At 54.9% G+C, this 21,375-nt stretch carries 19 protein-coding genes and 1 pseudogene; 9 read left to right on the top strand and 11 right to left on the bottom strand.

The features are described 5' to 3' along the window. Positions 1 to 183 precede the first annotated feature (183 nt). The gene (hfq, locus tag ET33_RS27575; RefSeq protein WP_036689860.1) at positions 184 to 408 is read right to left on the bottom strand and encodes an RNA chaperone Hfq; all 225 of its coding nucleotides are present in this window, start codon (positions 406 to 408) and stop codon (positions 184 to 186) included. Between the two features lie 176 nt (positions 409 to 584). After that, positions 585 to 3,623 (bottom strand): fibronectin type III domain-containing protein, encoded by a 3,039-nt coding sequence (locus tag ET33_RS39535; RefSeq protein ID WP_051775694.1) that lies wholly within the window; start codon positions 3,621 to 3,623, stop codon positions 585 to 587. Between the two features lie 334 nt (positions 3,624 to 3,957). Between ET33_RS39535 and ET33_RS27560 the strand changes: the two genes are divergently transcribed. Together ET33_RS27560 and rocF are read left to right on the top strand one after the other, a co-directional pair. Then, on the top strand, positions 3,958 to 5,247 hold the full coding sequence (locus ET33_RS27560) for a serine hydrolase domain-containing protein (RefSeq protein WP_051775692.1): 1,290 nt from the start codon (positions 3,958 to 3,960) through the stop codon (positions 5,245 to 5,247). A gap of 234 nt (positions 5,248 to 5,481) precedes the next feature. Then, complete coding sequence (rocF, locus tag ET33_RS27555; RefSeq protein WP_036689859.1) at positions 5,482 to 6,393, top strand: arginase; 912 nt, start codon at positions 5,482 to 5,484, stop codon at positions 6,391 to 6,393. A 132-nt stretch (positions 6,394 to 6,525) separates the two neighbouring features. On the opposite strand, the gene ET33_RS27550 is transcribed toward rocF, so the two are convergent. The 5 genes from ET33_RS27550 to ET33_RS27530 all read right to left on the bottom strand — a co-directional run bounded on the left by ET33_RS27550 (position 6,526) and on the right by ET33_RS27530 (position 11,244). Further along, on the bottom strand, positions 6,526 to 6,708 hold the full coding sequence (locus ET33_RS27550; protein WP_051775690.1) for an SCP2 sterol-binding domain-containing protein: 183 nt from the start codon (positions 6,706 to 6,708) through the stop codon (positions 6,526 to 6,528). A gap of 44 nt (positions 6,709 to 6,752) precedes the next feature. Then, positions 6,753 to 8,444, bottom strand: a complete 1,692-nt coding sequence (locus ET33_RS27545; protein ID WP_036689858.1) for a long-chain-fatty-acid--CoA ligase — start codon at positions 8,442 to 8,444, stop codon at positions 6,753 to 6,755. A gap of 668 nt (positions 8,445 to 9,112) precedes the next feature. Beyond that, on the bottom strand, positions 9,113 to 9,553 hold the full coding sequence (locus ET33_RS27540) for a flavodoxin (RefSeq protein ID WP_036689857.1): 441 nt from the start codon (positions 9,551 to 9,553) through the stop codon (positions 9,113 to 9,115). Between the two features lie 216 nt (positions 9,554 to 9,769). After that, complete coding sequence (locus ET33_RS27535) at positions 9,770 to 10,534, bottom strand: DUF429 domain-containing protein (protein ID WP_051775688.1); 765 nt, start codon at positions 10,532 to 10,534, stop codon at positions 9,770 to 9,772. Then, a complete protein-coding gene (locus tag ET33_RS27530; protein WP_235206831.1) occupies positions 10,531 to 11,244 on the bottom strand; it encodes an HAD family hydrolase in 714 nt (237 codons plus the stop codon). The genes ET33_RS27535 and ET33_RS27530 overlap by 4 nt, the downstream gene beginning before the upstream one ends. A gap of 147 nt (positions 11,245 to 11,391) precedes the next feature. Between ET33_RS27530 and ET33_RS27525 the strand changes: the two genes are divergently transcribed. From ET33_RS27525 to ET33_RS27515, 3 genes are all read left to right on the top strand, one after another. Next, positions 11,392 to 12,261: a hypothetical protein gene (locus ET33_RS27525; RefSeq protein WP_036689856.1), complete on the top strand. Its 870-nt coding sequence runs from the start codon at positions 11,392 to 11,394 to the stop codon at positions 12,259 to 12,261. A gap of 143 nt (positions 12,262 to 12,404) precedes the next feature. Next, a complete protein-coding gene (locus tag ET33_RS27520; protein ID WP_036689855.1) occupies positions 12,405 to 13,577 on the top strand; it encodes an acyltransferase in 1,173 nt (390 codons plus the stop codon). A 122-nt stretch (positions 13,578 to 13,699) separates the two neighbouring features. Next, complete coding sequence (locus ET33_RS27515; protein WP_051775686.1) at positions 13,700 to 14,071, top strand: hypothetical protein; 372 nt, start codon at positions 13,700 to 13,702, stop codon at positions 14,069 to 14,071. On the opposite strand, the gene ET33_RS27510 is transcribed toward ET33_RS27515, so the two are convergent. Further along, on the bottom strand, positions 14,068 to 14,517 hold the full coding sequence (locus tag ET33_RS27510; protein ID WP_036689854.1) for an SRPBCC family protein: 450 nt from the start codon (positions 14,515 to 14,517) through the stop codon (positions 14,068 to 14,070). The genes ET33_RS27515 and ET33_RS27510 overlap by 4 nt on opposite strands. Positions 14,518 to 14,662: 145 nt before the next feature. Between ET33_RS27510 and ET33_RS27505 the strand changes: the two genes are divergently transcribed. Continuing rightward, a complete protein-coding gene (locus ET33_RS27505) occupies positions 14,663 to 15,472 on the top strand; it encodes a helix-turn-helix domain-containing protein (RefSeq protein ID WP_036689853.1) in 810 nt (269 codons plus the stop codon). 75 nt (positions 15,473 to 15,547) lie between these two features. Here the strand turns inward: ET33_RS27505 and ET33_RS27500 are convergent, their stop codons facing one another. Then, positions 15,548 to 16,339: a GntR family transcriptional regulator gene (locus ET33_RS27500; RefSeq protein WP_063761697.1), complete on the bottom strand. Its 792-nt coding sequence runs from the start codon at positions 16,337 to 16,339 to the stop codon at positions 15,548 to 15,550. A gap of 231 nt (positions 16,340 to 16,570) precedes the next feature. On the opposite strand from ET33_RS27500, the gene ET33_RS27495 reads away from it, so the two are divergent. After that, positions 16,571 to 17,554, top strand: a complete 984-nt coding sequence (locus ET33_RS27495; RefSeq protein ID WP_036689852.1) for an N-acetylglucosamine kinase — start codon at positions 16,571 to 16,573, stop codon at positions 17,552 to 17,554. Next, positions 17,551 to 18,873 (top strand): 6-phospho-beta-glucosidase, encoded by a 1,323-nt coding sequence (locus tag ET33_RS27490; protein WP_036689851.1) that lies wholly within the window; start codon positions 17,551 to 17,553, stop codon positions 18,871 to 18,873. The genes ET33_RS27495 and ET33_RS27490 overlap by 4 nt, the downstream gene beginning before the upstream one ends. 75 nt (positions 18,874 to 18,948) lie before the next feature. On the opposite strand, the gene ET33_RS27485 is transcribed toward ET33_RS27490, so the two are convergent. Continuing rightward, positions 18,949 to 19,857, bottom strand: a complete 909-nt coding sequence (locus ET33_RS27485) for a polysaccharide deacetylase family protein (protein WP_036689850.1) — start codon at positions 19,855 to 19,857, stop codon at positions 18,949 to 18,951. 41 nt (positions 19,858 to 19,898) lie between these two features. Continuing rightward, a complete protein-coding gene (locus ET33_RS27480) occupies positions 19,899 to 20,426 on the bottom strand; it encodes a GNAT family N-acetyltransferase (RefSeq protein WP_235206832.1) in 528 nt (175 codons plus the stop codon). Between the two features lie 226 nt (positions 20,427 to 20,652). On the opposite strand from ET33_RS27480, the pseudogene ET33_RS27475 reads away from it, so the two are divergent. Beyond that, positions 20,653 to 21,375 (top strand): annotated as a pseudogene (locus tag ET33_RS27475) (hypothetical protein); the annotation flags it as partial.

The raw sequence follows: 21,375 nt of genomic DNA, 5'->3' as shown, positions 1-21,375 counted from the left end.
AGCGAAAAGCTTTATGATGCAATATGCGGGATTCACCTCCTTTGGTGATTTTATGATAATTATAGCACATATGTTCGCATTCATACACAAGAGATGCTGATTCATCTCCCCCTTATCGAAGAGGGAGTCTTCTCAGCCTTAACGATAAAGCCATTCTATTATAATTGGACAATTATACCATATTTAAATCGGCATACGCTTGCTTGAAATAATTGTGGATATGGCGACCTTGTTGATCAGAGTATCGTTTCCATTCACCTCAAGAACAATCGTATATTGATCGTGAAACTTGATGACCCCCTTCATCTGAAATCCATTTTTGGTGATTAAGGTGACTTGTATCCTCTCCTCGGTTAAAGTATTCAGGAAATTGCTCTGTACAACTTCATTTGATTTCGTTTTGTTCATTGGAGCATCCCTCTCTATGTTTTAGGAATCTATTTTATTTTAACATAGTTGGTTGTATTTACCAAATTCTCACGTACTATTCATAGCAAAAAAGACATTCCCTCGCGAAGAGAGAATGCCTTTATGCTCATTGCTCCTAAACGTTCGTTTTTTCCACCAGCAGCTGCTCCTCGCCCTTACTTGTTCACATTTTTGTTGTATAAATTGCCGCCGCCGATTCGGACGTCGTCATGCGCTTTCGTGCCCGTAGCGGCGCTTGTAGCATTGACAATGTATCCTGGCGCATTATCCAGATTCACCTTATTGTTATAAAACGTATTGTCCTTTCCGGTCGGATACTTGGAGCCGTGTGTCCGTACCTGAAACGCGTCCGCCACCTTCGCATTCCCGTTCCGGTAGCCCTCGTTGTAGCGAACCACGGAATCGACGCCCTTCACGTCAATGAAGCTATCGGCGCTGTTTTCTCCCGTTATGCCGGTCCCGTTGAAATAACAGTACTCGACCACGGTGCCGTCGGCGCCCTCCTTGATATCGATATGCTCTGCCGTAATCCCGCCGTCGAAGACGGTATGCCGGATCGTATTCCCGATCACGGTATGCTCGTAAGGCGAGCTCTCATCTGATCCGACATAGGCCCCTTCCCCGTACCCCGGCTGGTAGTTGCCCGTATCGTAAATTTTGGAATATTCCAGCGTATTGTACGAGCTGCCGTCTCTAAAATGGACGCCTTCGTCCCCGATCCGATGCACTTCAACGTTGTTCAGCAGGTTGTTGTTGCCGTTATCGACTATGATCCCTTTTTGGGCGTTCGTAACGATCAGATCGCGGATTTCCCAATAATCCCCCGTCAAATGAATGCCATAGGACCCGTCGTTTACCGCTTTTCCTGTTAAAATCGCCCGATTCCCGGGATCGCAGCTTTTCAGCACAATATGACCGGCAGCCGTCCCGTTTTTCGGCGAAAAGAACAGTCCGGGCCCATAAGGATCATCCGGCGTTCTCGGCGTATCTCCGGACGTCGACACGTCGCCGAGATAAGTTCCCGGAGCAATGCTGATAATATCGCCGGGCTTCGCGTTTTTCATGGCGTTTTGAATGGCCGGCGTCGAATTCAGCGCGCCTGAGCACCCGGCTCCGACCGCATCCGTCGTCGCGCTGACCGGATGGCTTGCGCCGGAAACGTTGCCGGCCGCATCCTTCGCCTTGACCGTAAACGTGTACGTCGTATTCGGGCTCAGCCCGCTGACCGTTGCGCCGGTGCCGGTCACGGTGGCGGCCGGTGCTGCTCCGTTGTAAACGTCATAGCCCGTGACGCCGACGTTGTCCGTGGAAGCATTCCAAGAAAGCGATACCGAGGAGGACGTGACGCCGGTTGCCGTCAAATTGGCCGGTGCCGACGGCGCTTGCGTATCCCCGGGATTGCTGCCTTTGCAATTCAATACGGCCGTTCCGCCGCCCAATAAAGAGCTTCCCGAAAACGTCAAACAGTCGTAGACGCCTTTGTTCGGAGCGAGCGCATAGTCCACTTTCTCGTTATCGGTCCAAGTGCTGATCAGCGTCCCGGCCGGCTTCTCCAAGTGCGCCCACTTGTTTCCGTCCCAGCCGATCTGATAGATCCGGTGAGGGTCGTTATAAGGCGCATACGTCGTGTAGCTTCCGCCGTCCGCTTCCTGCTTGCTCATCGTGTTGTTGAAAAACACATTCTGCTCGCCGGTCGAGCCCGACCACTTGGACGCGTGAGGCCCTGCACCGTACCAGATGGGGTACCAAGTTCCACCTTCCGGCTCCGCGCCGCCTTCTCCCTCGCCCCAGCTGCGATGACGGAAAGGAACGGTAATGACGTTGTTCTCGATGAGATTGCGGCGCTCCCAGCCGCCGTGCAGATTCATATCCACCGTCATCGTATTGCCCGAGACGACGTTGCCCGTGGCCGACCATTGCAGCGTCAAATGACGGACGCGGTCGATCGTATTGTTCATAATTTTGCTGTCGTACAATTTGGAGCCTCGGAAATAGCCGTGGCCGCCTTTGCCTTTGTTCCACGAACCGAAAATGACGTTGTCCCGAAACTCCATATATCTGGCGAATTCGGTGACAATCGGGTGCGAGCCCGTCATGTAGGTGCGGATGCCCTTTACCCAGCCGTTTTGCGCCCATTTGAATACAATCGCATGAATCGCGTATTCCGGGGCCTCGTTCGTATATTTCAGACCGACGCCGTTCGGATTGGTAACCGGATCGTAATCGTTTACATTTTTATTGCTGTATGGCGTGTAAGAAATATCTTGCGTGAAATAAAAATTTTCAAAACCGACGCCTTCCACGAGCTTGATCGGCATCACCTTGCTATAGTAGGTCGTTCCCAGAATCGCCCCACCGTTGCTGTACGGAATGTCAAATTCCAGCGGCTTGTCGATCGTCAGCGTGTCCCCGCTCAGACTTGTCACTTTAAACATTTGGCTGCGCATGTGCTGATTGATCCAGTAATTTTGCGGCGCGCCCATCATTTGATAAAAGTCCGCCGTATTGGCCGCTCCGACGTAGACCGTGTCCCCGGCCTTGAATTTTTTGCCGCCACCGCTGGCCAGCTTGATTTGATTGCTGCCCTTCGTTCCGCCCCCGGCATTGGCTACCTTGACACCGGATTTCCAATGAAAGTTGATGCTGCCTTCATAGTCGGGCTCGCCCGGATCTTTGTCCCGGTCCTCCACACGAAAAGCGCCGTATCCCGGCCACAGCTTGCCGTCGATGACGGGCAGACCGTTGTCCGATGTATACGTGCTGGCAGGCCTGAACACAATCTTCGTTCCCGTGGCCGGATCGGTGCCTGCGCCTCGGAAGGTCACCCAGTTGGCGTCCGCCCGGATGAATTTGCTCAGATTGATTTCCCCAGCGGGAAATTGCAGAATCGCCCGGTTCGTCTCGCTGACCTTGGCGCCGTTGACCGTTAACGAACCGCTGCGAATCCCATCGATGACTGCCTGCAGCGCATCGGAATCGTCCTTGCCGTCATTGGCCTTTACGCCTTTGGCGGCCAGATCGATGACCGTCCCTCCGGTCGGCAGCGGCGCCCCGCCCTTATAGCCCGCATGGGACCAATCCGGAAGCGACGGGTGCACCCCGGCGGCCTCCACTTGCGAAGCCGAAAGAAAGCCCCAGGAAGTCATGGCAAGCACCGCGCTCAGCATCAGTTTCAAACCTTTTCTCGCTGCCAATATAAACAGTCCTCCTTCTGGTAAATAGGTTTTGCTGCCTTTCTTGGACAGAAAATCAGCTGCATATCGTACCGGCCGATGAATAGTATGAAATCCCCCCTTTCGACGAATGACAAACCATTTTATGGGATGTGTGATAAAATATTACGTTAATTAAGTTGTAATCCCATTTATCCAAATAAGGAAGCGACAAATTCTAGGCGGAGTGTTGTTTTCTTTAGGTCAATTGCGGAAGCATGTTCTTTATTTGTAATATTTTATTAAATATTGTAAAATAAATCTTGTAACCGCTTTCTAAGAATCTACTACTACAATTTAAGAGGTGTAACAGTACATGTCCAAGAAACCATGGTTGATGTCTGCAGTTCTCGGCACTTTTGTCATCGGATCGTTTGGCTCCTTCTCTCCTCTCTACTCCGTCTCGCATGCGGAGGAATCGCAGATTGCGAGCTTGGAAGATTACGAGGATATCCAATTGTCAAGCGACAAAGAAATCGTCGGGCAGGAAGAGCAGCAGACGTCCGTCAGCTCGGCGACTTATGATCCGTCCAAGTTTTTAACCCTGTTTGACCGAAAGAAGATTGTACAAAACTTTCGTTCCATGGATAAAGTTTTCCCAAGCCGAACGATCCAGCATGATAAACAAAATGTGTTCCGGTTCAAACAAGATCTCCGCAAACTGCCTAATTTCACTTACACGTATAATGGGGAGTCCCGACAATTTAAAGATTTGCTCGCACGCACCGTAACAACAGGACTTCTTATCATAAAAGACGATAAAATATTAGTGGAAAATTATTACCTGGGCAATACCCAAAAATCGTTGAATACGTCCTGGTCCATATCCAAATCGTTTACTTCTGCCCTAATCGGCATTGCCATAGACGAAGGATATATTCGAAGTGTAAACGATCCGATCACCGATTATTTGCCGGAGCTGAGCCAGTCGGGGTATAACGGCGTCACGATTCAACATATTCTCAACATGGCATCCGGTGTAAAATATCCCGTTTTTGAAGAGCCTTACAGAACCGTGTGGTACAATGAATTATTTGTGAATCGAAAATCTTTCAACAGCAAAATGGCAACGCTCCCTTCCGAAACCTCGCCGGGGACATTTACTTATAAAGGATCGGACACCCAGGTTCTGGGCATGCTCATTCGCAGAACGACCGGAAAGCAGCCAGCGCAATATTTGGAAGAAAAAATTTGGAAGCCCCTGGGCATGGAAAGCCGCGCCTATTGGAATACGGATTTGCACGGCGATGACATGACATTCGCCTTTCTCAATGCAACGCTGCGCGACTACGCCAAGTTCGGCCGACTGTACTTGAATAACGGCCTTTGGAACGGCAAGCGAATCATATCCGATAACTGGGTCAAAGAAACCTATGTCGGCAGTCCGGGAATGCCCTACTATAAAAATCAGTGGTGGCTGCCCGGCGACAGCCAAGAAATTCTTGCAAGCGGTATTTATGGCCAATCCATTTATGTGAACCAAAAGGAAAACATCGTTATCGTCAAGACCAGCGTCAATACACAGGAAAATGAAATGTTCGAAGAAGTAACCGCCTTCCGGGAAGCTATCGCCGCATTAAAACAAGCAAAGCCAACATCCTCCTAATCGCAGCTGTATAATCATCAAAACGAATAGGAAGAGGGCCGCCCCCAGTCTTTTTTATAAAGACGGATCAGGGGTTGGCCCTTTTCGGCTTTCCTTCAAGCATGCTTTCTATGAACAGCCGAACTTCGCATGGAATATATTTTTAGCAGGATGATTTCTTCCATTTTGAATCGCTGCCGCAGCATGAACGTGCGTAGAGCCTTAACCTAAGCACAGAAGAAGGAGCTGGACTTCATGACCCGCGCAAACTCAATCACCCTCCTCGGCGTTCCTTTCGACTTGGGGGCCGGACGCCGGGGGGCCTGCGGCGGACCGGAAGCTATTATGCAAGCCGGTCTGCCGGAAAAATTACAAAGGCTTGGCATTCCATGGAACGATGCCGGACTGTTGACATGGCCGGAGCCGCAGCTCGAGCAGGATGCGCTTCCTCTTACCGCCCTGAAGCATTTGCACGATGTGCTGGCCTTGAACGAAGCGCTGCACGCCGGCGTCTCCCGTATCGTACAGCAGGGAAGCTTCCCGCTCGTTCTCGGGGGCGATCACAGCATCGCGATCGGTACGCTGGCAGGGCTGGCCTCGCACTATAGCCGGCTCGGCGTGATCTGGATCGATACCCATTCCGATCTGAACACGCCCGATACGACGCCGTCGGGCAACATCCACGGCATGGCGCTCGCCGCAAGTCTCGGACAAGGCGACGAACGGCTGACTCGAATCGGGGGCTTTGGCCCGAAGATCAGGCCGGAGCATACGGTCCTTCTTGGGGTAAGAGATCTCGATCCGGGCGAGAAAACCTGCATCAAGGCGCAGGGCATCACCTGCTTCACGATGCACGACATCGACAGGCGCGGAATGAGCAGCGTGATGGAAGAAGCCGTTCAGGTGGCCGGCAAAGGCACGGACGGCGTACATCTGAGCTTCGATATCGACAGTCTTGACCCGGCCGAAGCGCCCGACACGGGAACGCCGTTGAAAGGCGGGCTCAGCTACCGGGAAGCGCACCTGGCTCTTGAGCTGCTGCACGAATCGGGAATCGTGACGTCCGCCGAGTTGGTCGAGGTGAATCCATCGCTCGATACGGGGCAGAAGACGGCACAGCTCGCCGTCGAATTGATCGGCTCCCTGCTTGGGGAGCAAATTTTGTGATCGGCTGCCGGATACGTTTGGATGGAGCCCTGCAAAAGCAAAGTGCTTCCGCCGCAGCGTGTACCGCCGCCTGCAGAAGCACTTTGCTTCGCTTGATATGAGCTTACGCATTGCGGCACGAATCAGGCCGCTCTAGAGGCTCGGATAGGCTTTCAACACCTCTTGCAGCCGGAACGCCGCCGTCAATCTCCCCTCCACCTTCAATTCGCCGGCCATATAAGCCTGCATGGCGTTCACCTGCTTCCGCATCAGCCGAAGCAGCGTTGCTTCCGATAAGGTCAGCTTGCAGTCCGCCGCATAGGTCGCCCCGTCCACAAGCTCCGCCCGCTTTCTTCAGCCAACCGGCCGCAAAACTGCCGTCAATCGCCGGGTGTTTCGCCTTCCGTCCGTTCCGCCTCTTCTTCCAGCAGCTTTCTGCGAAGCACTTTGCCAACCATCGTTTTCGGCAGATGGTCGCGAAATTCGTAAATATGGGGTACCTTGTAAGCGGCCAGCCGCTCCCGGCACCACCGGTTGAGCTCCTCGGCTCCTGCCTCACTGCCCTGCTTCATGACCAGATACGCCTTCACCGTTTCCCCCCGGTACGGATCGTGCACGCCGGCCACCACAGCCTCCGCCACATCCGGGTGCTCGTACAGCACCTCCTCGATCTCGCGCGGATAAATATTGAAGCCTCCGGCGATAATCAAGTCTTTTTTGCGGTCCAAAATATAAAAAAAGCCGTCCTCATCCATCCTTCCCATATCGCCGGTGTACAGCCATCCGTCCTTCAGCACCGCTGCGGTCTCCTCCGGCCGGTTCCAATAGCCTTTCATCACTTGGGGCCCGCGGACGGCAAGCTCGCCGACCTCTCCGACCGGCAGCTCCTCCAGCGTCTGCGGGTCGACAATCCGCGCGTCCGTATCGGGGAACGGAATACCGATAGAGCCAATTTTCCGCCGCTCCCAGATGTTGTTCCCGTGTGTGATGGGCGATGCTTCCGTTAAACCGTAGCCCTCGACGAGGCGGCCTCCCGAGATAGCCTCGAACTGCTCCTGCACCTCAAGCGGCAGCGGAGCCGCCCCGCTGATGCACAGCTTCAGCGAAGATAGGTTGAATCGCGGCTTGCGGGCTCGCTGAAGAAGCGCAATATACATCGTTGGCGCGCCGGGAAACACGGTCGGCTTCATCCGGCGGATGGTCTCAAGCAGCAAACCGGTCTCGAACCGCGGCAGGAGCGCCAGCGTTCCGCCCAAATAAACGGACTGATTCAGCAGCACCGTAAGCCCGAACACATGAAAAAAGGGCAGCGCCGACAAGTACGTTTCCTGTCCGCACTCCAAACGGTACGACCACAGCTGGCTTTGAATCGTATTGGCGATCAGGTTATAATGCGTGAGCATCACCCCTTTGGCCCGCCCGGTCGTGCCTCCCGTATATTGGATCAAGGCCAGCTCGCGCTCCGCATCCACTTCCGCTTGCCGAAGCTCCGGGGAACCCCGCTCCACAAATTGCCGGAACGGATAGACGCCGTTGCCGTAAACGACCCTCCGGTCCAGTCCCTGCTTCCTCGCAAACAACGGGTAAAGCCATTTTTGCGGAACAGGCATGTAGTCCTTCATCGACGTGACAATGATATGCCTCAGCTCGGCGGACTCGGCAATTTCCGATACCCGCCGGTACAGCAGATCCAGCGTGACGATCGTTCGGGCCCCCGCATCCTTGAGCTGATACTCCAGCTCGCGCGGGGTGTACATCGGATTGGTCATCACGACGATACCGCCCATCAGCAGCGTGCCGAAATACGTAATGACCGTTTGCGGGCAGTTCGGCAGCATAAGCGCCACCCGGTCGCCATGGCGCACGCCGTGCCGGACGAGCGCGTCCGCAAATCGGCTAGCTTGCTCCAAAAGCTTGCGGTAAGTCATCGTTTTGCCCATAAAATCCAAGGCGGCGCGCTGCGGATACGTACGGGCGGACTCCGTCAAAAAATAAGCCAGTGAATGTCGCGGGTAGTCGAACGTCGGCGGCACCTCGGCAGGATAGTGACGCAGCCAAGGCTTGTCGGGCATTAAAACCACCTCCATGCAAGATTGCCTTGTCTGGGGGCCGACGCCGACGGTTTCACCGGTCACGCATGACGCCTCGGCGGCGGCCGATTGGGGAAACGGTTAACCGCCTGGCAGCAAAACCGCAGGACCGTCCGCCTTACCCGTTTGAGGCAAACGGCAGCCAGGTTGTCCGAAGCGTTCCATCTCCCCTGTACTTGGTAATTTATGCGCTGCTTGAGGCGTCTATGCCTTTGATGAGATCAGGTGAGAAGACAAACGAGTGGGATTCTTTCTGGGGGAAGGGAAAGGAAAACGGAAGCGCACCGGCTGGTTATCTACGCGGCTTAAGCTCCCGCTTCGGCCGATGGGAAGTGTCGTCTGGACTGATTTTATCACGCTCCCTTCGGAGCTCCGAGCGTAGACCATACAGTGATCGGGAGGCGAATGCCGATGCTGGAAGAAAGCGCGGATCAACGAGGGAACCACGCTGCGTACACCGGTCAGCGTGCTTGAGCTTCAAAGCGTGGAGGCCGGGGCGGAAAAAGGAGCGCATGAACGAGGAAGATGCCGGACAAGCCGGCAATGCATTGCTGGCGGAACCGCGGAAAGATCTGAACAGAGCCGCGCTTGATGAGCTGATGCGCCGGCTGCAGCGCCACGATAAGGCGAGCCGGCGCGCAGCGGCCGTATCAGGCCAAAGCGTTCGCCACCTGTTTACCGAGTGCCCGGCAGGCGGCTTTATCCGAATCCGACGGGTTTAACTCCACCTTCAACCCTTCTGCGACAACGTCCGCTCCGAGCTCCTCCAGCTTCTCCTTGAGGAGGTCAACCGCCTTTCCGAACTGCGCGTACGAGGAATCGGCCGAACCGAAGACCGCCGCCTTTTTCCCGCTCAGCTCCAGACCGTCCATCTCTTCGTAGAAATCCAGAAATTCGTCGGGCAGCTCGCCGTCGCCCCAAGTGTAGGCTCCAAGAATAATGCCGTCGTACTCTCCCAGCTCGTGACCGCTTGTATCCATCACGTTTTTGACGACCGGCTCGATCCCCGCTTCGCGGACCCCCTCTGCGACCTCGTCGGCCATTTCCTCCGTATTCCCCGTCATGCTGGCAAACACAAGAATCAGTTTCATTTTCGCGCTCCTCCGTTTTCCGTAATGTTCCATGTACTTCCTCAACCATATTAAGTGATAATGATTATCATTGTCAATTGTATTTTTTCGCAGGCCTGCTTCGTTGATTCCGGCGAAAACAAAAAAGCCCCGACCCCTATGCAGCAAGGAATCCCGGCCTTTGAAATCGCCACCCATTTAAAAAGTAAATCCGAGCAGCTATGAAGCCCGTTGCTGCTAGACATGTTCTTGCGACCCGGCAGTAAGCGTGCGTCCTTCGGGCTTGTAAAATGAAATCGTACGCTGCAGACCCGTCCGGTCCGCATCGCCTTCGGCAGGCACCTGGCGCAATGCGCCGCCGCTGAGCCAGCCGGTGACCGCGAGCACCAGCGCGTCCAGCATATCGTCGCGGGCCAGCGCCTTGCGCGTATACCGCGCCAGCAGCTCGGCGACGACAGTATCGGCGTGCGCACAGACCCGCTGCAAATGCGCGAGCCGTTCGGCGAAGCCTTCCGGCGTCTTCTTGCCGTGATGCATCGGCCCGCCGAAAAGCTGAGCAAAGCACAGCTCCGGATGCGACTCGCGGAAGCGTCCGCGCGCCTCCATATCCTGCTGGAGCAGCTCGTCGAGCCGGCGAATTTTCGGCACGAGGCCCCAGGACTGGCGCGACAAGCCGCGGCCGCCGAGCTCCCGCTGCAGGGCGTTCGCCTCGGCGTAGCCCGACGCTCCCAGCACCTCGCGTACCGGCGCGGCGAAGATCGAGGAAGCCCGCCCTGGCTTTAGCAGCTCCCGCGTGAGCGCATCGCAAGCCCGCGGCTCTTGGCCATCCGCCAAGCCGATCGGCATGTCGATCAGCAGCAGCTTGGCCCCCCGGTGGGCTTCCCACAGATGCTTGATGTCTTCATATACGTCCGCCGTCCAGCTCCGTCCGTCCTCCGATAACGCCACCGCAAGCCAGCCGCCCGGACAGCCGTCGATGCCCACGTAGTCCCCGCGACTCATCCGCGCAGCAGCTCCGCAAGCGAACGCACGGTTGCCGCGGTATATGCGGGCTGCGCCAGCCTGAGTTCTTCCGCGGTGCCGTAGCCGTAAGCGACGGCCGCCGAATCCATTCCGTGAGCCCTCGCTCCCTCGATATCGTACTTCCGGTCGCCGATCATCAGGCAGGCGGAAACGGGCGGAAAGCCCGCCAGCTCCAGCGCATAGGCGATCACGTCGGCTTTGTCCGAGCGCGTCCCGTCAAGCTCGCTGCCCGCCAGATGAGCGAAATGCCGGTCCAGCCCGAAATGCGCCAAAATTTGCTTTGCAAACACGATCGGCTTCGATGTCGCGACGATCAGCTTGCGGCCCTCTGCCCCGAGCTCGGCCAACAGCTGCGGGATGCCGGGGTACACTTCGTTTTGAAACATGCCCCGTTCCGTGAAATATTCCCGGTACCAGCCAATGGCTTCCTGCGCCTGCTCCGGGGTAAAACCATACCGCTCGCGCAGCGACACCTGCAGCGGCGGACCGATAAACGGCGTCAGCTTGTCCAAATCCGGCTCTTCGATTCCCATACGCCCCAAAGCATATTGAACCGACCGGGTAATCCCTTCCTTCGGATCGGTTAATGTCCCGTCCAGGTCGAACAACAAATGCGTATACCGGGTCATCCCCATAAGCCCCTTTCTCCTCTCGTACAGCAGCCAGGCTGCTCTCTGTTCCAGCTCCATTATACCGTGTTTCCGGGACCATGGCCTTTTTTTGTTATAGCTGCCTCAGGGACACCTGTACATACCATGGGACGGCGGGTGACATACCATATATAGGTGCAAGCAGGACGACAGAAACTTACATTGGAAATACGGGAGAGGATCGAAGTGGCTAGAGGAATATTCGATGTCGTAGTAAACCCGGAGTACGGCGAGGATACGATGACGGTGGTCGGGAATTGTATAAATGGCTACAAACATGAGCTGCATACGCTTCGGAACGGAACGACGGTCGTTTTGAAAAAAGAGGGCAGTCCGGGAAAAGAAATTCGCATCGTGCGGGGACACGACGACGAATGCCCATTTCATTACATCGAAATGGGACCGGCCACCGCCCAAGCCGTCAACCTGCGGGGAGGAGCCCGCTGCCTGCTGGAATATAACGAGCTCGAACAGACCGTGACTCTGACTAAAATTTCCGTGAACAAGGAGCAGGTCATCGTGCTTACCGAAAAGGGCCGAACGGAACCAAGAGTAAGAATCGGGTATTCGTTACTGAACAAGCTCGGAATGGCCAAGAGCCGGACTATGCATGCCCGACACGGGAATGCTTCCGTCAAGCTCCGCCTTTTGGTGCCCCAAAACGAGCTTAGCGAACAATTCGTATTGTCGGCAGGCGCTGCGGCCAAGCTTCGTCTGGGCAACGGGCAGCTGTACCTGCTAGCTTATGATCAAGCCGCCCGGACGCTATCGTTCTCGCCGCTATCGCACGTACCGGAATCCGTCGACCCTGCGACCGGTTCTGCGCCGGACGATTCGGCTCAGCCTACAAGATCGTCATACCGGTCGAGGTCCGCACAACGAGCCGTCGCCAAAACCATGACCGCCAGCCGGAGCGGCAAATCGCGGACCCGCAAAACCGCCCCTTCCCGCCTGTTCGTTGCAAAGCAAACGAAGGCTCCAAAGCCGGAACCCTTTTCCATAACCGGAAAATCCGCCGTATGGATCAGCCCGAAGCTTCATAGAAGGCGCCGGTAGATCACTTTATTATTTTCCTAAAATTCCAGAAATCCCGAACCCCCCATTTCTTTCATAAACACTATGCTTTGCACTATAATGATAGAGTTATTTAAATCATCGCAGCAGGATTCATTGCCATTAGGGGGTCAGAGAAAATAGAAATGAAAAAAAACAGCATTGAAGAAGTACATGTTTTACGGGCGCTCGCCTTTCTGGCGGTTGTGCTGCAGCACTCGATCGGCCACTATTTGTCCGAGCCGGATACGACGCTTTCGGATGGTGTGATGTTTACACTTTTTCTTCTTATTTCCAAGTTTTCCGTTCCGGTGTTCATCTTTATTACCGGTCTCGTGCTGTTTTACAATTACGACGGGCCGCTTCGTTACGGTTCGTTTCTGCAAAAGCGGCTGAAGGACATCGGCGTCCCGTATTTGTTCTGGTCCCTCGTCTATGCTGCTCCCGCATTGCTGCAAAGCACCGGCCTCTTCCCAGGCATACAGCAGTTCGCGGGGCTGGCGTTTACCGGCAAAGCTTCGTATCACTTGTGGTATATTGTGATGATCATTCCGTTTTACGCGACGTTTCCGCTTTGGCGCTGGGTGATCCGGAAAGTGCGAAGCCGAATTTTGACATCTGGACGCGCGATCGCCGCCATGGTGCTTTTGGCTGCCGTGTATGTCTATAGCATGACTCTAATATGGCCGATTTACCAGGTGGCGGAGCAATGGAATCTGCCGGTGCTGACCCCGATGCTGACCGAATATGCAGACCGCAACTCGCTCTATTTTTTCTACTACTTCGTCCTTGGAGCGGTCTCCGGTTTGGCGCTAACGCAATGGAGGGAATGGCTGAGACGCAACGGGCCGCTGGTGTATGCCGCTTTTTTTAGCTTGTCCGCTTACTTGACATATCGTGTCGTTGCCGGCTTCGAAAATAACCCCGCATCTCAGAATCACTACGAGGACTTGCTTTTACTGCGCCCGGTGACGGCGGTTTTCTTAATCGTTTCGATTCTTGTGGCATATAAGTTCGGAATGCGGGCGGCCGAATCCGCGAAGGGGGTTACGCGCCGTGCGCTCTGGATTGTCAGCCAATATTCCTATGGCGCTTATTTGATCCATGCGCTGATGCTGACTTGGGCTACCTTGCTCTCTGACCTCCTGCTTCCGCAGATGAACGTCACGCTTCGCATGATCCTTGCCTTTATTCTTTGCTCGGCGATGTCGGTGTTGGCCACATTTGCGCTGTCCAAGATTCCGTTCCTCGGACAATGGATGACCGGTTTGGGGAAAGCCAAAAAGAAACCGCAGCCGGTTCCCGGCCTGTCGGCCTGATCCTCACCTCGCCCGGCATCTGCTTTTGTAACCCAATTGTCAGCCGCGCGTCATTGTCACGCCGCTTCGTTCTCACTATGCTGAAAGAGACGGATATCTTTTGGCAAAAGGAGGATCGCTGTATGCTTTATGCGGCTCTGACGCTGCTTGCCGTGCTGCTGGTCGCAGGCGTGCTCAAGCGGCTGGGCGCGAAGGCCGTCTATTCGACGGCTCTGCTCTTGTCGGTGCTGTTATCGCTTGTCGCCAATTTCGGTCTGGGGCAGAACTACTTTTACAATCTGTTTCCCGGCGTTCATGACGGAGGCTTACGCATCTCCAATCGGGTAGCTTATTTTATCATCGGCGACGGCCTGTGGACGCAAGCGCACTTTCGCATCGCCTTCGAACGGTCCGTCTGGATTACGCTCCTTCTGATCGTTGCTTATGCCGCCGCAAAAATCACAGAAAGCAAAACGGAACGGAGCAAATCTCCGTCCCGTTTGTCACGATATTAATAACCGAAATCAAGCGTTTTGCCCGTTTCGGCGTAGGTTTTGATGTTGCTCAAAATCATGGGCCAGCTTTGCCGGGTGTTCTCGTACGACGGATGATCGGCCGGCCACCGGTCGTTGACCAGCGTCAGTTTGGTGCAGCCGCCCACAGGCTCCAGCGTGAATGTGATCCGCGTCTCCAGCTCGGCGTGGTTGTCCCGGTAAGACGGTCCGGCATGCTCGGTCACGCTGAGCAGACGGTTCGGCTCGATGGCGAGCACCTCGCCATAGACGTGGACGGTTTCGTCTCCGTCGTTCCCGGGTCCCACATACGCGTAATCGGCGCCGACCTCGAAGGTGGAGCGGATCGTACAGCCGAACATCGTCTTTTTCACGCCTTCGTCCGAAATCAATGCTTGCCAGACGTCCTCCGGCGACGCCCCGATATAGTAATGGTAAACAAGATCCATCCTTATCCCTCCGCGCATTAATGAATTTGGAATTGCAATCGGACGCCCCGACTGCTACTCTTACTATACATTCGGCTGCGGACAAGCGTATAGGAAAAACGCGACAGAACGATTTTCCCGCATAACGGAGCAAGGGAGAGATTTGATGCACAGGACGGCCGACGAGACCCCCAGAGGAATATTGCATCCGAAAACCGGCGAAAAAAAGTTTGTGCTGTCCCGATTCCAACCTTCGGCGGAACTTGGCTTGTTCGTACAGCATTATTGGATCGTCAAGTGGGACTTGCGCGGAGAAGCGCCGTATCGTCAGACGGTATTGACCCATCCGAACATCAACCTGGTTTTCGAACCGGAGCTTACGCGCATTTACGGCGTTGCCAGCACGACCTCTTCTCATTTGCTGCAAGACCAAGGCTGGGTGCTTGGTCTGAAATTCAAACCCGGAGGCTTCTATCCTTTCCTGAACGAGCCCGTATCCCGGTTGACAGACAGCTCCGTCAGCTTCCGCGAAGTGTTTGGTATGGATAGCGGGCCGCTCGAGAAAGAAATTTTTGCCCAGGAGGAGATCGAGCCAGCGTTGAGCCGGGTAGAAACGTTTCTCGGCGAGCGGCTTCCGGCGCCGGACGACAACGTCAGCTTTGTGAGCGACATTGTCAGCCGCATCCAAGACGACCGGGCCATCGTCAAAGTAGATGATGCCGTGCGCCAAACCGGAGTGCACAAGCGGACGCTGCAGCGCTTGTTCGACCGCTATGTCGGCGTAAGCCCCAAATGGGTCATTCGGCGCTACCGGCTTCATGAAGCGGCCGAGCAGATGCACCACGGCTCCATTCCTGATTGGTCGCAGCTCTCCGTGGCGCTCGGCTACTACGATCAGTCCCATTTCATCCGCGATTTCAGGTCGATCGTAGGACCGTCCCCGGAGCAATACATCAGAAAGCATCATTCCGGCTAACCGTTTCAAATAGGCACGAAAAGCATCAAGCAGGTCCGGTTCATTGGAACCGGGCCGTTTTGTCGTGCTCCGGGGTCATTCGGCGCCGTCCGGCTCGTGCTGCCACGGGTCGGGCAGCAGTCCCGTATACTTCGCAGAAGGAGACTGAAGATCTCGCTCCAGTACGAACTTCGAACGGTCGCCGCGGAATATTTCCTGCGAATGCTCCAGCGGCATGCCCGCCGTATCATAGGTGACTGAGCGGACCATCAAGGCGGGAGCCCCGACGGCAACCTCCAAATATTCGCTGTACTGATCGTCGGTCAAGATCGGCTCGATCCAGTCGACACATTTGCTTAATTGATGCCCGTACTTGCCGCGGAATACATCGTACAGCGAGCCTTGAATTTCCTCAAAAGCAAGACCCGGCGCGACCTTCCACGGAATATACGTAATGGAATATTTCAAGGGTGTCCGATCTACATACCGCATGCGGATCAGCTTATAGAGCGGATCCGTTTCGGTGACGTGCAGCATCTTGGCCAACTGCGCGGTTGCCGGCACCACGGCGAATTCCAGCACCTTCGTTTCGCCGGATAGCCCCAGGCGCTTCATATAATCGTCAAAGCTGATGTAGCTGGAAAGTGGCTGCTGAATTTTGGAAGAAGCGACGAAGGTGCCCTTGCCCTGCGTTTGCTCGATATGCCCCTCCAGCTTCAAATGATGCAGCGCTTGCCGCACCGTCGTCCGGCTTACCTCGAACTGCTCGCACAGCTCGTATTCGGTCGGCAAGCGTTCCCCCGGCCGGTAACGTCCCGACTCGATCAGCTCCAATATGCGGTCTTTCAGTTTATGATAGAGCGGAGCATCCGCTTTCGTTTTCGCCACGTTGAAACCTCCGATATGAATCCCATAGTCATTGTACCAATATATTCGATACAAATTTAGATACAACTATAGGATACAACGTTGAAGATAGGTATTCAAGAGCCTGTTTTATCCGAAAAATGACCCGTTGACGCCGCTCGGAAGGCATGTTAAATTTGTAATGACAAATACAAATTAATCATATTTGTAGTAACAAATACTTCTTAGAGAAGGAAAGGAGTCGGCTTCAACATGCGCTACATCATCGGCGTAGACGGCGGTGGAACCAAAACGTACGCGGTCGTCATTGACGAGCAAGGAAACAAGCTGGGAAGCGGCATTGCCGGATGCGGCAATCATCAGATTGTCGGCATCGAGAAGGCGCTGGGGCATATCCGGCAATCGATGGAGCTGGCGATCCAAGAGGCCGGCCTGACCTATGCCGACATCGCCTTTGTCCAGTACGGCCTCGCGGGCGCGGACCGGGAGCACGACTTCTCGATTCTTCGCCCGGCGCTGGCGACGCTGCCTTTTGCGAATTGGGACGTCGTCTGCGATACGATGGAAGGCCTTCGTATCGGCTGTCCGGACAATGCGGGCGTCGTGCTCGTCTGCGGCAGCGGCACGAATGCGGCGGGACGCAATGAGGAAGGGCTCACGATTCAAACCGGAGGCCTCGGAACGCTGTACGGCGACGCCGCAGGCAGCCACTACATGGCGACGCGGACATTCCAAGCGGCGGTTCGCTCCTGGGAATACCGGGAAATTCCGTCCGTTTTGCAGCACAAAGTGCCTCGTTATTTCGGTTTTGAGACCGTCGAGCAGATGGTGAACGATTTTCTGGACCGGGACATCTACTCGCTGCGGGAGGGCAATCTCACGATCGTGCTGCACGAGGCGGCTGACGAAGGCGACGCCCTGGCGATCCGCATCCTGCAGGACACCGGCCGGGAGCTCGGCATTGCGGCGTGCTCGGTCATCCGCCGGCTGGGCGGCTTCCGGAAGGCGACGATTCCGATCGTGCTGGTCGGCAGCGTCGTACAGAAAGGCCGCAATCCGCATTTGCTCGCCGCCTTGAAGGAGACGGTCCGGCAAGAGCACGGCTCCATCGAATTGATCATTCCGGAGATGGCTCCGGTTTACGGCGCCGTGCTGCTCGGTATGGACCATCTGGGTCTGGCGGCAGGCGAAGCTATTCATTCCAAATTTGCAGCTTACGGAGGGTATGAAACGTGAAAAAGGAATCGTTAAAAGTAGCCGTTATCGGCGGCGGCTCTTCCTACACGCCGGAATTGATCGAAGGCTTCATCAAACGGTATCCCGAGCTTCCCGTGAAAGATTTGTACCTGGTCGATATCGAAGCAGGTAAGGAAAAGCTCGAAATCGTCGGCAACCTGGCCAAGCGCATGCTGGAAAAAGCGAACGTCCCCATCAATCTTCACTTGACGCTGGACCGCCGGGAGGCGATCCGGGATGCCGACTTCGTCACGACGCAGCTTCGCGTCGGCCAGCTCGCGGCGCGCGCCCGAGACGAGCGCATTCCGCTGCGTTACAATCTCATTGGACAGGAAACGACCGGTGCTGGCGGATTCGCCAAGGCGCTTCGTACGATTCCGGTCATTCTGGATATTTGCAAGGACATGGAAGAGCTTGCGCCCAACGCTTGGCTGCTTAACTTTACGAATCCGGCGGGAATCGTGACGGAAGCCGTGCTGAAGCATTCCAGCATCCGGACGATGGGGCTCTGCAATTTGCCGATCGGCACCCGGATGCAGATCGCCAAGGCGCTGAACGTCGACGTCTCCCAAGTGGACATTGAGATGATCGGCATTAACCATCTGAACTGGACGACCCGCGTGATCGTGGACGGCGTCGACGTGACCCGGCAGGTGCTCTTCCAAGCGGCAAGCGGACAAAGCGGGTTTACGATGAAGAACATCCCGGATTTCGGCTGGGATCTCGAATTTTTGAAATCTCTCGGTTCGCTTCCGTGCGCTTACCACCGTTATTATTATTTGCGCGACGAGATGCTGAAAGAGCAGCTCCATGCGGCGGAAACGACCGGCACTCGGGCGGAAGCCGTGAAGAAGGTCGAGGGCGAGCTGTTCGAGATGTACAAAGACCCGAACCTGAACGTCAAACCTCCGCAGCTCGAAAAACGCGGCGGCGCCTATTATTCCGAAGCGGCGCTGAATTTGATCTCTTCCATTTACAATAACAAAAAGGACATCCAAACCGTCAACGTGCGCAACAACGGCATCATCGGCTGCCTACCGGACGACGTCTCGGTGGAAGTGAACTGCGTGATCGACGCAAACGGCGCCCATCCGGTGCAGTTGACCACACCGATCGACGCCAAAATCCGCGGGCTGCTGCAAGCGGTAAAAGCTTACGAGGAGCTGACGGTCGAAGCTGCCGTCACCGGGGACTACGGCATCGCGCTTCAAGCGCTGACCCTCCATCCGCTCGTCGGCTCCGTTTCGCTGGCCAAGTCGGTGCTGGACGATATTTTGCGGGAAAACCAAGCGGAGCTGCCTGCTTACTGGCAGCGTTAACGATTCCCCTATACAAACAAGATCCCGCCGGCTCCTTTCGGAGCCTGACGGGATCTTTCGATTTTTGAGCTCAAGCTAAGCTTCCTTTTGCATAAGGCGCTGCAAATCCGACCAGCGAATCGGACGAATGCATTCGGAAGCGATCACCTGACGAATGACCGGATCGCGGAATATCTCAAGCTCCATTCCCCGTTTCTCCCAATGAGAATGAATGCCCTTGAGCTCTTCGTCGATCCGCGAAGGATGAATGATGATTTCCGTGATGCCGGGCTTCAGCGAACGAAGCAAAGCCGCCATCCCATCCCGGAACGACTCGTACGTCTCCCCCGGCCCCTGCACAAAGGGCAAACTGCGCAGGTGATCGATGATCGCGACGCCCTTCCGGTCCGCGAGCGCTGCCCGCGCCTCCGCAATCTCGTACGCTTGCGGCGGAATGCCCGGGTCACCGGGCTCCAAATATCTCGGCAGGCGAAACGGCAGCCCGTAGGCGGTGCAGACGTCCAGGATGATCTCCAAAAAGTCCCTGCCCATATGCAGCCCGTACAGGCTACCCATATGATTGTCCACATGGCTCGGCTTCAGGCCCATCCGCAGCGCCAACTCGATCTGGCTCACGATCTCCCGGCGGATGTCGTCCGGGTCCGCTTCGCGTTCGACGGTCGGACTATCTGCAGGAAAATAGCCTTCCGCCGTGAGGAGTGAAGCGACGGAGCCTGTACGGGTGACAGGCCCCCATTTGTAGGTCGGCCATTCGCTGGTGAAGGTCAAATGCACGCCGACGTCACAGTCCGGATGCTTTACTGCCCAACTCACCGCTTCCTTTGCCCATGGACAAGGCATCATGACCGTAGCCGACGATACAGCACCTTCCAATAGCAGCTGCTGTACCCCTTCGTTCGCGGCGTGGCACATTCCGTAATCGTCGGCGTTGACGATCAACAGTCTGTCGCTCTTGCTGTATCCCAATGCTTCAGCAGTATTCACGGCAATCTCTCCTTATTTGGATCTTTTGAAACTGCGCGTATTTACTCCAAGGAAAGGCTCAAGATGTGCTGCATGCCGATCGATCCTTGCCGCTGCCTTCCCGTATCCCGAAACCCCGATGCTTCATACAGCCGCTTGGCAATATGATTTTGTTCGTTCACCGCCAGTACGATCTCTTCCACTCCCGGGAAATGCTCCGCCACAAAAGCGGCCGCGGTCCGCATGGCCCGTTTGCCATAACCGCGTCCTTGGTGAGCCCGATCGACGGAAAATGCCCGGAGAAGAATCGCATTCGGATTATCGGAAAACGGGACTGTCACTTCACCGCGATGTAAGACGAAAAAACCGACCGGCATATCCCCGGCTAAAATAACGACCGGATACCGGTTCTCGTCGTTTAACGAAAGCTCAAGCACCTCACCGGGGAGCGCCGTAAACCTGGCCTGCTCTTCCGGAAGCTCAAACGCCTGAAGCGCCGCTTCGTGCTCGTGTCGGTAAAAACTAAGCCGAACAATCTGTTCCTTGGTCTCGTATGAGTCGTAACGCATCGCTTCCGTCTCCATCTCCATCTCCATCTCCATCTCCTGTTCGGAATAGAACTCCATATGCTGTTATTTTATCACACTATTACCAGCTTCTGAACGACCGGCTAAAATAAAGAGAAAACTACCCCGGTCAAACTTAATTTGAACACATAAAAAATGTGTCAAAAAAAGGAGGATCTTGTCGTTTTAAATCGAATAGTAAATTTTAACACCTTTTTTTTAAACTACAATATAATGGGAGGTTTTTTATTTGAAAAAGGTTGGATATTTACTTATGATGCTAGTCATTTTGTTGCAAGTGTTACCCGTAAGTTCAGCCCAAGCTGCAACCAGCAAGTATACGGGGGGACTGTTGGATGGAGTAACGCTAAACGTAGGCCCATCTTCTAACAATCCGACATCCACGGTTACTGAATTTACGGATAACAATGGGAATACATACAAAAATATTGGAACCAATGTCGCATGGTATACATTTTCCGCTCCTAAGGACATTAGTGCCGTAATCGCCAAATGGCACAGCACTTACACAATTAAAATGGAGTTCTATGACGCCAATAACACGCTGATCGGTTCCTACACGCCGACAACTAATGATGGCGTGGAGTCATTGCCTAATACGATTCAAAATGTTTCGAGCGTTGTGTTGAGACCCGTCACTGCCGGGTCTGCTATTTTGGCCTACGAATGGAACGTATTCACAACTCCATCTTTCCCGCCGGCGACCCCTACGATTAATTGGTTTCGTGGCGGAGATCGTGTCGTAGATCTGTATTGGACTACGACCGGAGCAAAATCGTATACGGTTAAGCGTTCGACCTCAGCCGGAGGACCTTATGCTGTCCTCGCTTCCAACATTAAGGGAATTTCCTTTACAGATACCTCAGTTATCAACGGAACTACGTATTATTACGTGGTAACTGCCGTGAATGAAGCGGGAGAAAGCGCGGTTTCCAACGAAATCAATATTAAG

The organism is Paenibacillus tyrphae (assembly GCF_000722545.1).
GTDB classification, from domain to species: Bacteria; Bacillota; Bacilli; order Paenibacillales; family NBRC-103111; genus Paenibacillus_G; species Paenibacillus_G tyrfis.
The sequence above is the reverse complement of the archived record's forward strand: the minus strand, read 5'-3'. Positions and strand labels throughout refer to the sequence as shown.